9 protein-coding genes are annotated in these 12,160 nt (G+C 68.2%); 7 read left to right on the top strand and 2 right to left on the bottom strand.

Going from position 1 to position 12,160, the window contains the following annotated elements; all coding sequences use genetic code 11:
• The first annotated feature begins 196 nt into the window (after positions 1–196).
• The 5 genes from U9R90_RS07960 (at position 197) to U9R90_RS07940 (ending at position 3,534) form a co-directional block, all read left to right on the top strand.
• On the top strand, positions 197–349 hold the full coding sequence (locus U9R90_RS07960; RefSeq protein ID WP_411055685.1) for a hypothetical protein: 153 nt from the start codon (positions 197–199) through the stop codon (positions 347–349).
• A gap of 51 nt (positions 350–400) precedes the next feature.
• Positions 401–775, top strand: coding sequence for an integrase core domain-containing protein (locus U9R90_RS07955; RefSeq protein WP_411055684.1), 375 nt, complete (start codon positions 401–403; stop codon positions 773–775).
• A gap of 537 nt (positions 776–1,312) precedes the next feature.
• A complete protein-coding gene (locus tag U9R90_RS07950) occupies positions 1,313–1,942 on the top strand; it encodes a hypothetical protein (RefSeq protein ID WP_411055683.1) in 630 nt (209 codons plus the stop codon).
• A 236-nt stretch (positions 1,943–2,178) separates the two neighbouring features.
• A complete protein-coding gene (locus U9R90_RS07945) occupies positions 2,179–2,385 on the top strand; it encodes a helix-turn-helix domain-containing protein (RefSeq protein ID WP_411055682.1) in 207 nt (68 codons plus the stop codon).
• Positions 2,386–2,445: 60 nt separating this feature from the next.
• Entirely contained in the window at positions 2,446–3,534 is a 1,089-nt protein-coding gene (locus U9R90_RS07940; protein ID WP_411055681.1) for a tyrosine-type recombinase/integrase, read from the top strand.
• Positions 3,535–4,344: 810 nt separating this feature from the next.
• On the opposite strand, the gene U9R90_RS07935 is transcribed toward U9R90_RS07940, so the two are convergent.
• Complete coding sequence (locus tag U9R90_RS07935; RefSeq protein WP_411055680.1) at positions 4,345–4,830, bottom strand: hypothetical protein; 486 nt, start codon at positions 4,828–4,830, stop codon at positions 4,345–4,347.
• 202 nt (positions 4,831–5,032) lie between these two features.
• Here U9R90_RS07935 and U9R90_RS07930 point away from each other — a divergent pair, with 202 nt between their 5' ends.
• Positions 5,033–5,209, top strand: coding sequence for a hypothetical protein (locus U9R90_RS07930; protein WP_411055679.1), 177 nt, complete (start codon positions 5,033–5,035; stop codon positions 5,207–5,209).
• Positions 5,210–6,112: 903 nt separating this feature from the next.
• Positions 6,113–6,502 carry a hypothetical protein gene (locus U9R90_RS07925; RefSeq protein WP_411055678.1) on the top strand — a complete coding sequence of 130 codons (390 nt, stop codon included), beginning with the start codon at positions 6,113–6,115 and terminating at the stop codon, positions 6,500–6,502.
• Between the two features lie 99 nt (positions 6,503–6,601).
• Here U9R90_RS07925 and U9R90_RS07920 read toward each other — a convergent pair whose 3' ends face one another.
• Complete coding sequence (locus tag U9R90_RS07920) at positions 6,602–12,025, bottom strand: sacsin N-terminal ATP-binding-like domain-containing protein (protein WP_411055677.1); 5,424 nt, start codon at positions 12,023–12,025, stop codon at positions 6,602–6,604.
• Between the last annotated feature and the right edge of the window lie 135 nt (positions 12,026–12,160).

Genomic DNA, 12,160 nt, shown 5'->3' with positions numbered 1-12,160 from the left:
CGGGCGTCGAAGACCAGATGGGCATCACGGCCGCCTGTCGGCTGACCGGCCGCTCCCGCGCCACGCACTACTGTCGGTTCTGGCCCCGCCACCGCGCGGTGCACGTACCCCGCAGGTGCATCCGTCGGCGCGATCTACGTGGAGTTGCTGAACATCGACGAGTACGCCGAGCTGGCGCCCGCGCAGATCTGGGCCCTTGAGCGGACGCGGGCGCTATCACTGGTCGGTCTCGACGATGTACCGGATCCTGCGCGAGCAAGGTCAGGCCGGTGAACGCCGCCGACAGGCCACCTATCAGACCAAGACGCTGCCCGAGCTGGCGACCGGCCTCTCGCAGGTGTTCACCTGAGACATCACCAAGGCGGCCGGACCGGCCAAGGGCATCTGGTATCACGCCTACGTGATCATCGACATCTTCAGCTGGTACATCGTCGGCCACACGGTCGAGCGGGCCGAATCAGCGGTTCGCACCGAGGAACTGATCCGCCAGACCATCACCCGCAACGGCATCGTGCCCCCGGACCGTTGCACTTCGATGACGAGCAAGAGGATCTCCCAACTTGTGATCGACCTTGGGCGTCACCCGGTCGACTCGCGGCCGAAGGTCTTCAACGACAACCTCTACAGCGAGGCCCAGTTCAAAACCACGATGTACATGGCGGACTACCTCGAACGGTTCGACGCACTGGCCCACGTCCGCGAGTGGTGTGACGCGTTCATCGCGTACTACAACCACGAGCACCGGCACTCGGGTATCGGTTGGCACACCCTATAGGCGTCGACCCGTGTCGACGATACCCCCAGCGCCGCCGGGACAGGAGCTTCCGCCCGACCTGGCGGGCCATCAACTGAGCGCTGGTCACAGCACGGCACCGATCGAACGTGGCGTCGCACGCCTGAAGGTGTAGTGGATTTAGCAAGTCCTGGTGCAGCCCGAATTCTAGGTAAGGAACAGAGCGGGCGCTTAGAAGGCGCTTGCCCTGTCGTGTCGTTTCTGGTTGCTATTTGCCCTATTTTGGGTGTAATTGTGCAGCAATCTCTGTCCCTGGAGGCGGTTCGCCCACGGCAGACATATTGGGGCGGCAATGAACTGGATTAGTTCGGCAGCTTCAAGTGAACCTAGATGCAGGCGGATTGGCTGCCGGGGCGCGTGAATGCAGTGGTGAGAAGCGGAGCTCTTCTGTGCCGGTCCCCTGCCCTTTGTAACACGAGATCCCCGGTTACCGAAACCGGGGATCCTCTGGACTATTGATGCTGTCGAACGGGCCTCCGTGCGACGAGTCGGCTGTTTTCCCCAAAGGAGTTGAGCGCTGTGTATGTCGACGTCTTGAATGAGGAATGGATACTTTCAGAGGGGCAAGTTCGTTCGCTGCTGGATTGCATACGCAGGCAGGCGGGCGGGAGTCGCTCGGTGTACCCCTACCTGGTCACTGTGGCCGAGGGGGCACTTCGTTCGAGTGAAGCCCGCTCCCTGCGTGTTCGCGATGTTGTCCTTCGTTCGGATGGTTCTGGTGAGCTGACGGCTCGCCATCGAGGGCAGGCTCGAGTGATTCCGCTGCGACCGCGGTTCGCGACGTTCCTGCGTGGGTGGATCGACGAGGCAGGTCTCCAGGAGGACGATCTGCTGTTCTCCGGCCCGCGTGGTGGCCAGCTTCGGGTAGCCGCGTATGCGCGGCTGTGGGAGCAGGCGCAAGAGGCCGTGTTGCCGCACGATGAGCTGCTGAGCTGGCGGTTGGGGGAGCCCGTCGACATCCTCAGGGAGTCCTCCCTGGTGCGGTGGCTGAGGCTGGGCGTCGATGTCGCCACGGTGGCCGAGCTCGCCGGGGTGGCCCCCGCCTGGTTGGCGCTCCGCTACCCGTACTGCCTCCGTCTCGAAGCAACCGAGATCGACTGGGAGCGCCTTGCCCAGGCGACTCGCCTTCTGGAGCCGACTGCGCGGTGAACCGGGGCGGTGCTCCGCCAGATCAGCGGAGCGCCGCCATCCGCGATCCATTTCCCGCACGCTCTCCGGTTCGCCGTCAACACCCTTCTGGCCTGTCTCCTGCTTTCAGGAGCGCCGCCGCCCCCGTGACGTGCCGCGCCCCGTCCCCGACGGGGCTTGTTGGCCTTCAACTACGGACTGGCCTCGCGGCTGCTTTCTCGCCGTGCCCCTTCACTCTCCCTGCCAAGGACTCGCCCATGCCTGCGCGCCTGTTGTCCATTCCCGCCGTCGCCGCCGCCCTGGACGTCGACCGTCGCTCCGTCTACCGCTTCATCGCCGCAGGCGACCTTCCAGTCGTCGATCTGCGCACCGGCACGGACCGCTCGCGTATCCGCGTCCCCGCAGCCGGCCTCAACGAGTTCATCTCCAGCCGCGCGGTCATCGCACCGAGACCGCGCCGCTGACCCCGGTCCACCGAAGGGCCTTCCGTACTGACATGAGGAGTTGGGCTGTACCTACGCAAGTTGAAGACCGGAAACTGGCAGGCGACGGTACGCAACCGGCTCGGTGACCGGTTCAGCGAATCGTTCCCCCTCAAGGCGCAGGCGCGCGCCTGGGGGCTCGAGATGGAGACCCAGTTCGCCCGCGGGGGCATGCGTGACCCGCGGGCCGGCGAAACGTCTTTCCGTGAATGGCACGACCGGTGGTGGGAGGCCCGCGTCGTCGAGCCACACACCCTGCGGGGAGACGGGTCGAGCATCAAGAACCACGTCATGCCCCACTGGGCCGACTGGGAGATGCGGGCCATCACCCGTATGGATGTGCAGAGTTGGATTCGTTCCCTGATCGAGAAGGGCGCCGGGGCCGCGGCCATCAAGCGGGCCTACAACCTGACGTCGTCCATCATGCGCGCGGCCGTCGATGACGATGTGATCGCGGTGAGCCCCTGCCGCAGCATCGACCTGCCCCAGATCGCTGTCAAGCCGCCGCAGTGGTTCACGCTGGACCAGGCGCAGAGCGTCCTGGACGAACTGCCCACCGTGTGGCGGACGATGTGCCTGCTCGGCTTCTACACCGGGCTGCGGTGGGGCGAGCTCTCCGGCCTGCACCGCCACCGCATCGACCAGCGCCGCTCCCGCCTGTTCGTCGTCGAGGTCAACACCAAGAGCGGCATCAAAGAGTACCCGAAGAGCTCCAAGAGCCGCCGCGAGGTGCCGCTGCCGCCGCATGTATTGGAGGTCCTCGAACGCCACATCCACCGGCTCGACCGGGATGCCGTGGTGTTCACCACCCTCACCAAGGGGCGCGCCGGCCGCCTCCTGAGCGACGGCAACTGGCGACGGCAGACCTGGTGGCCGGCCGTCGTCGGCGCCTACTACTTCGACTATGACGGCGAGCAGCAGCTCGTCCCGCACTACCCGCCGCACTCCATGCGCCACACCTGCGCCTCGTGGCTCGTGCAGAAGGGCGTCTCGCTCTACGAGGTCCAGCACCTGCTCGGTCACGAGAGCTTCCAGACCACTCAGCGCTACGCCCACCTGCAACCGGACGCACACAAGGCCGTCCTTGGAGCCTGGGAGCGGATGGAAAGCCCGCTCACCGTCGCTGCATGAACGTTCCTTCACCCCTGTCCTCCAAGGACAGGGGTGAAGGCGTCTATAAGTGAGCTGAGGCCCCGATCACAGGCTCCAGCCGGACGGCTCGAAATAAGGAAGTACTCTACTGTGGCCGTCGGCGTCGCGAATGTACTTTCGGTTGTTCACGCTCTTGTCGATTGCTGGGGCGAGAGGCCCCTGAGGACTCCCACGACTGGCGGACCTCTTTCGCTCCAGACGAGGTAGGGCAGCGCGGTAAAGGCTGGAGCCTGTGCACTGGTGGTCGGCCTGGATCGAACCGCAGTGTGGGCTCGACCCTTGATGTCAAGTGGCTGGCGTTCGGCTGCTGTGATGCGGCATCGTTGCCTCCTGATGATCGACGACGACTCTACGGTCGCTGACGTCGGTGAGCCGACGGAGCCTGCGCAGCCTCGGTCGCCCTATAGCGAGCGACCCGTCGCGCGTGCCCGGCGGGCGAAAGCGCAGGAACTGATCGAGCGACTCGTCGCCGAGGGGCGCGTCCGGATCGCTGAGCCGGATGACGACGAGGTCGCGGAGTGGCGGCGCGTCGTCAATTACGCGAAGCGCCACGGACTTGAGCCGGCGGGTCAACGTATCGAGAAGGTCCCTCATGGTGGGCCGGGGCTGGAGCTGTTCCTTGCGGACGGCCCGCACCCCAACGCGCGGAGTCAGCGGCCGAAGACAGCCGGGAAACCGATACCAGTCCCCGCACGTCTGGGACACCTGCATCCGGTGGTGGCAGCGCTCAAAGACGACGGGGGTCGGCTGGTGATGCCGCCTGCGCTGCGCCGCAGGTCGCTTCTGCTGCTACAGGGCCTCGCGGCTGAGGCGGTACGGCGAGGGTATGAGGTGCGGAAGGCACGGTCGTCCTTCTACCCGCGCGAGGGTGGAGTGGACGTCAGTGTCGATGGCTTCGCGTACACTGTTTCCGCCAGGCAGGAGTTCCCAGAGTCCACGAATCCGGAGCGCTCCGCCCGTCTCGTTGTGGAGCTTGCCCATGGTCTGACCGACAGGCCCGGTCGCTGGCGGGATCGGAAAAGCCGGACACTTGAAGAAGCCCTGGGCGTGATCCTTGGGGAGATTGAGGCGCGAGCTGCCGAGGACACTCAGCACCGGCAGGATGAACAGCGCGCCAGGGCAGAACGTGAGGTTCGTTGGCAGGCGGCCTTGGTCGTGGCGAAGCGACAAGCTGTTCGCAAACAACTTGCCCAGGTGCTGCGTGAAGAGGCCAGGGGGTGGCAGGAAGCGGCTGCCCTTAGCGCGTACTGCATGGCGCTGGAACGTCGTATCCAAGAACTGGATAGCACCGCGGACGAGTCGGCACTGGACTCAGCCCGACGCTGGTTGGAGTGGGCAAGAGCATATGCAAGGTCGATAGACCCCCTGAGTGGACTTCCAGGCATGCCTCGCACACATGAACCCACGGCGGAAGAGCTTGAACCGCACCTCAGGGGATGGAGCCCCCACGGACCGGAACGGCGTGGCTGAGGGTGATGTGAGCTTGTTCGACTGCGCCTACGGGCGGTGCGATGGCCACCGAGACTGGAAGGAGTTCCACAAGGTGTGGAACGTCGAGCTGACCCGTGCAGTGGCGGAGCACGCCACCGCCGCCGTCGTCGAGGAACTGGTGGCCGACGTCCTGTCGGCAGACCTGGCCGAGGCGATTACATGAGGAAGCTGCTCCGGCCTGTCGTGACGCTCATTTGACGCTCCGAGTGCCCGAAGGCTCCTCCGGCAGACCGAAAAACGACACCTTACCTGCTGGTATGTCATGCCTCTCGTTTTGTGACGTGTTTTCGATGATCCATCATGTGGAGTGCGTCGCGATCCTTGAGCCGGTGTCGAAGGACTCCTGACCTGCAGTTTTGCGTGTGCGCGTTATGTGTGGTGTGGGCGTTACGGGCGATATCTTGACGCCGAAATAACGCTCGTGACGCTCGTTCTGATGAGGTGTCAGGGAGTTCTGAAGGCAGGTCAGGGCTCGTGCTGCGTTGACTGAGGGCAGTGCAGCGTTGGAGAACAGCAGCAGCGCGCGGGTGCCATCCTGGTCGGTTGTCCCGGAAGAGACCAGCCAGGCCGTGACCTGCGATGTCTGGCCGTCGCAGGTCGTTGACCTGCATGAATGCCCTTTCGGTTGTTTCACGCTCGTACTGGCTGATGCGGCCGGAAGTCTCAGGAATGTCCCAGAGAACTCCCACGGGCAGGAGCCGCTCTTTCGGCTCTGTACAGGGCTTGTGAGTGCGTTGTGGGTTGATGATCGTGGATCGACGGCCTGACCCGAAGGAACGGCAACGCGCACTGCTCGAACGGCTCGCAGCCGGTGAGGAGCATCCCGCAGCCTGGGTGCCGGGGGGATTGGCGGTCGGCTTATGCCTTGCGTGATCGAGGGGTGTTGGGGGGCAGCCGGAGTGGCAGGGAAGCGCTTGTGTGGAGGTCGCTGGGGACGGCCTCTACTACCGGCATGGTCATCGTCCTGAGGGGTTGACGCCGGCTGAAGGGAGCGACCAGACGGCATCTGGCGGACATGGTGGGCGCAGGCGTAGCTCCGTGCCCTACGCCGAACGGCTCGTCGCTCGTGCGCGACGAGGCGACCGAGTTGGTCGAACGGCTTCTCACCGAGGAGCGTGTCCGTGTCGCCGATGACAACCAGTTCGCCAAGTGGCGGAAGGTCATCGACTATGCGAAGCGGCACGGACTGGAACCTCCCGGCAAACGCGTCGAGAAGGTCTGCCCCGGGGCAAGTGGGTTGAAGCTAGACCTCGCAGAGGGACCACACCCCAACTCGCGGAGCCGGAAGCCGGCGGGCGACGCCTCGGTGGTTCCGGTTCCCACACGGCCTACTTCTCCTCATCCGATCGTCGCCGCGCTCAGAGACATGGAGGAGCGGCTCGTGACGCCTAGGCCCGTGATCCGCCGATTGCTGATGATCACCGCACGCGTCGAGTTCCCCACCACGCGACCATGATCAACCATCCACGTCTGACGTCTCACCGCCAACCATGCACGAGCTCACCGAACTTGACGTTCAACCCGACGCATCTCGTGCTGGAGTTGAACGTCAAGGTCACAGCAAGTATGAGAAGCGCAGTGCCCCTCCCTCTTCGCGGTAGCGGCCCCGGCCGCGCTTTCCGTAGGGGTTGGGGAGCATCTGGATGGCCATCTTGTGAGGGGTGAGGGCGTGTGTGACTACCAGGAGGCGCCAGCGGTCGTTGCCCGCGTGCTGGCGGGCCGCGCGGACCTCGCTGTCTCCCAGCTCGAAGCGGCCGCCTTCGCCCCCGGTCGCCTTCACCTCGTACAGGTATGGCCGGCTGCCGGAACCGACCCGGAAGTCGAAGCCGAGGCCGTCGTCGCCGGACGGGCCGGGGAAGGCTTTGCGGCGGTTGCCCGACACCCAGCCGGTTTCGTCCATGCGGTCCGGGTAGCGCGCACACAGCCACTGGTACGCGTACCACTCGCCCACGTACCCGATGGCCTCCCGCTGGGCCGTAGTCAGCCCGCTGTCCATGCCGCCCCCGTACCGCCGCCCACGCGTGCGACCGGTCGCCTGGGTGCGCCCGGTCTGGGGACGGGGGTCCGTGAAGCGGAGCGGCCCGGCGGCGGTGATGCCCGGCGCCGAGCCGCTCTGCAGGACCCGGTCAAGTTGGCGGGTGAGGGCGGTGAAGTCGCCGGAGGACACCTCGAAGTCGCGGCCGCCGACGGAGATCGACCGCCGTTTGCGCTCGCGTTCGTGGCGCTCGTGTTCCGCCGCGTTGCGCACCCGGTCCAGGTCGGCCTCGGACAGCCCGTGCCGCTCGGGATCCGTCGCCACCGCCATCCCGTCGGGCCACTGGCCGAGGGCCGCCAGCCAGCCGACGACATCGGCGGGGGACAGAGGTCGAAAGTCCAGCGCGCCCGCAGCTTCCAGCCGCGCGGTGACCTCCTCGGCCGGCTCGCCTCCGGTCAGGGCCGCCGGCAACGGGTGTCCCGCCGCCCTGACCAGGACCGCGAGTTCGGCAGCCAGGCCGGTGATCGTACGGAGGTTCGCGCCGCGTACCTGGTCGGGGGCGGGCAGGCGTTCGCCCGACTGGGGCAACGGCACCGGGCGGCCCAGACGCAGCGCCAGCTGCTCCTCCACGTGCGCCTCCAGGCTCCCCGTGTCGGCCGTGTCCACGGTGTACTCCCATACCTCCGGCGCGGTGATCCAGTCCAGGGCCCGGGCCGAAGGCCAGTCGGGCATCGGACGGCGCGCGTCGAAGTCCTCCAGCACCGCCCAGCGCAGCCGGTTGACGAGCTCCTTCTTGCGCAGGTCCAGATAGGTGCGGAGCGCCTCTTCGTGCTCGTCGGCGTGGCTGACCGGTTCCAGGGGCGGGCTCATCGCGCGCAGGGTGTCGTTCAGCTTGGCGAATTCGATGCCCAGGTCGCGCCGCAGTTCGTCCGTACCGCGGGCCGCGCGGGCTCTGGCGATGAACTCGGATACGGGGACCGGGAGCTCGGCGGCGTACTCCTCGAGGTGAGCCTGGAACTCCCGGGTGTCGCCCGGCGGCGGCAGGAGCAGCGAGTTCGCCGTCTCCGTGCCGAGCAGGTGGACGAGGAAGGGCCTGCAGCGCTCCAGGACCACGCCGATGGCCCCGTCGATCCGGCGGCTTGTCTCCTCGACCTGGTGGACTGTGACTTCCAGGGCGTCGGCGAGCTCCTCCTGACCCGGGTCGCGCAGGTCGGCGTGGCGGGAAGCGAGCTGGTGGGCGGCGAGGCGCAGCCGGTCGCCGAACTCCCGCCGTCCCAGCAGCTCGGCGACCGCGACCACGATGCGGGTGGTCTCGGGCCAGCCCGGCTCGCCTGCCGGGGCGAGGACGAGCGGATGCTTCGGATCGGGCAGCGGCAGCACCCCGCCGAGGCGGCCCGGCAACGTCACGGGCTGGCCGTCGAGCTCGATGCTCCAGGAGCGGTAGCGGTGCAGCCGTACGCTCCGGACCAGGGACGTCAGCTCGCTCAGCTCGGCCTCGCTCGCCCGGGGGCCGCGCGCCAGGTGGTCGCAGAGGACGCCCACGGCCAGCGTGAGCCAGGGCAACTGCTGGACCAGTGGCTCTCCCATGGCCGCGGGTTCGACCCGTGCGCCGTCCACGGTCACCGTGAACATCAGGTCGTCGGTGTGCCGGACGGTGGCGGGGTGTTCGGCCGCCAGCAGCTCGGCGGCCTCCGCCGAGACACCGGGAAGGGTGAGCAGGGGGCGTTCCATCTCCCGTACCAGCAGGGCCGTCAGGCCGTCGCGTTCACCGTTGACGTAGAGCACGGCCTCGGCATCACCATCGTCATCGCTCTCCCCGCCGTCGAGGGCGGACAGCGGTACGCTGATCAGCCGGTCCCCGGACTCAGCGAGCAGACTGGCGCCCTCGGGCAGTGCGGGACGGGGACGCCGTACGAGGTGCCTCCAGGCGCGTTCGTTGGCGCGCTGCGCGGCGGGCCGATCCTCGGCCCCCAACGCGCCCTCCGCCGCAAGCCGTCCCAGCGCAGCGATGAGGCGGGCGCTGTCCCGCGGGTCGTCCCAGGTCGGCAGCCGCATCTCCCGCAGGCGGTCACCCGCATTCCCGCGTTCCAGAAGGTGGCGCAGCCGATGGTCGACGGTCGGCGCGTACGAGGGCTCCTCCTCCAGCCCGAGCGGGCAGCGCCAGGCGTCGGCCGGCCGGACAAACCGGACGGCCCGGTCGCGGCCCCGCACCGGGAGCCACGGCTGCTCCCGGACGAAGGCGTCGAGCGGGGTCGCGACCCGTTCCCTGTCCGGGGAACTCTGGCTGCCAGCACTGGTCCAGACGCTGGCGAACCTCGCGTCCTCCCAGCTGGCCAGGCCACGCAGGACAAGCCGTGCGTACGCCAGCCGGGCCTCCTGCCCGAGGCGTCCGACGACGTCCTGGCCGGGGAGCCACCAGGCCGGGGTTCCCCGGTACGGCGTCCGGGGGTAGTAGACACCGGGCCAGTGGACGTATGGCTCCCACTGCTTCTGCACCTCGGCAGGCACCTTCGCCATGCGGACCAGCTGCCGAGCGCTGAGCTCCTGGCCTTGCTCTACCCGGCTCAAGGCGTCGGAGGACCTGACCGGGACCAGCCCGTCGGCCACCCCGGCCTCCAGCAGGAACGCCAGCCACTCCTCGGTCTCGCCCCGCTTGGCAAACTCCTCAGGCGCGGCAAGGAGGCGTCCAGCGATCGCCTTGAGGCTCTTCGACACGTCCTGCCCGGCGGCGACCACCGCCGCTAGGTCCTCACCGACGGAGGTGCGGCCCCAGCCCCGGCCGAAGACAGCACCGCTCGCCCTGATCAGCTGGCCGTCTGCCGACGGTACGTACAGTCCGAGCGAGGAGATCTCCGTCCCGTCCAGCGAATGCCTCGGCTGCCACAGCCGGAAGACGAACCGCAGGGTCTGGAGCCGCAGTCGGCGATCGGTGCTTGCGCTGAGCGCCTGCCGTACGTGGTCCAGCAGGCCCCTCGTGTCGTACGGCCGGACGAGCCCCTCCTGCTCGAGGAAGGCGAGGGCGGCCTGCCCGCGCGCACTCTCGCTGCGGTCCTTCCAGACCAGCCCCGGGTGCAGGGAGAACAATCGGTTGCGGAGCAGGGCGGGGACGGACGGGGCCTCGGTCTGGTTCGCCTTCGTACGCGCCGGCTGGAAGAACGCCTCGCGGCGGGCACCCTGACCGCTCGGCTTGGCCTGTGTACGTGTACTTGTGCCCGTACCCGCTCTGTCGAAGGGACGGTTGGTGTGCTGCAGTGTGCAGTCCTCCGCGAGCAGCAACTGCCTGCCGTGCAGGACGTGCCCGTCGTCCTCGAAGAGGGCGGCCAAGTCCTCGTACAGCGCGCTCCACTGCTCGGGGGACTCATCGGATCGGGGGAGGGGAAGGCCCCCGACGATCCGTTCCACGTACTCGGCGAGGACCTCCGGGCCCGGCTCCCACGGACACGCGAGGGCCTTGCACAGGGTGGCCAGCCGTTTCAGCCGGTCGCCGCCAATCTCGGGATCCGCCACCACGATCCCGGCCTCGTGCGCGCGGTGTGCCGTGAGGATGGTCAGGTCGAGGTCCGGCCACAGGACCGCGCCCCGGGGCGGGGCCCAGCTGGCCTCCGGCGGGGCGCCGTCCGCGGCGAGGACGGGCACGAGCGGTACGTCGGCGAGTTCGCTCCCGTGCACGCGCAGGGCCGCCGCGCGAAGCCGCCCCGCCGAGCCCTTCTCACTCTCCCAGCTCACCAGGTCCACAGCCAGCTGCCGCATGGACGGCTCGGGCACGGTACGCAGTGCCGCGGCGGCCGCCAGGCAGGTCTCGGCAACCGCGTCAAGCAGCAGCACGTTGAGGGGGTTGTCGGAGGGAAGCCCGGTGCGGTCGAACTTGGTGAAGAACGGGGCGTTCACGTGCCCCGGGAACGGCGCGGCCTGGTCCTCGCCCATGGGCAGGAAGGTGTAGACCTGCCCGCGTCGCGGTCGGCGCGGGGCGGGCAGCGGGAGTGCGACCTCGACGACGGCGGACCGCTTCCACTCCTGCCATGTGTCGTCGAGGAGCCCGGAACCCACGGCCTCGGCGAGCGTGCTGTTCAGCCGTTCCTTCTCCACGGTGCCCCGCGCTACGAGAAAGGTGCCGGACGGCCCCAGGTCCACGGTCGCGCAGGAGGCGGGGAATCCGTGCCCCGCGCCGTCCTGCGCAACCGCGAAGCGCTCCTCGGAGCGGGTCAGTTCGTGCCGCTCGAGCGCCTCGTGGACGTCGTCCAACTCGCCCGGCTCGCCACCGACGGCCCGCCGTTCCAGCGTCAGGCCAGCGAGCCGATCGAGGAACAGCATCACGGGTACCTTCGCCCCCGCGAGCTCGCGCATCCGCAGCCGGACCTCGGCCCCGGCGGCCTCGCTCAGCAAGGGCAGCCGGACGATGGTTACGTACCCCTGGGCGGCGAGCTGCCGACAGGTCGCGGGTACGTCGTCCAGCGGCAGGGGCGCCTGGAGCGGCGGATACTTGGCGGCCACGTCGTGGGCGTTGTCCTCACCGGCGAGGAACTCCTCCACGTCGACCTTCTGCGCGAAGCGGAAGCAGTACCCGTCCACTTCCGGGCCGAGTGGGCTGTCGGGGTCTGCGCTGTAGATCTCGGGTGCCTCGCTGATCAGCAAGATACTGCGGAACCCGACGCCCTTGTTCCCGATGCCCTCACCGACCTCCTTCGAGCTCTGCGCGAGCTCGCAGACCCGCTCGACGTCCCGCCAGGTGAAGGGCGTCCCGCCGTTGGCGACGTACAACGTCCCCCACTCGCCCTCCGCCTCGTCCAGCAGGACGTGGACCCGTCCGTCGCGGCGGTCCCTCGGATGCGCGTCGTAACCGTTCTGCAGCAACTCGAAGAGCGAGCGGCCAGCGTACTCCCGCGCGCTCGTGTACGACACGGCGTTCACCTGTCGTGCCATGCGCAGGACTTGCTCCGACCGGGCCCCCTCCAGCACGGACCGGCCGTACTCCCGCAGCTGCTCCGCCCGGGCGTTCCTCGCCATGGTTCTCCCCTCACCTCAGCGTGATGAGGACGGTATCCCGCCGCACTGACATCGCGGGGCGGCGAGGACCACCGTGTGGAGCGCGACTCGGAGCTGCGCTTGACGTTTTGGTCCGCCGTCGAACGGGCTCGAGTT

Source organism: Streptomyces sp. E11-3, assembly GCF_046540415.1.
Lineage (GTDB): Bacteria > Actinomycetota > Actinomycetes > Streptomycetales > Streptomycetaceae > Streptomyces.
The sequence above is the reverse complement of the archived record's forward strand: the minus strand, read 5'-3'. Positions and strand labels throughout refer to the sequence as shown.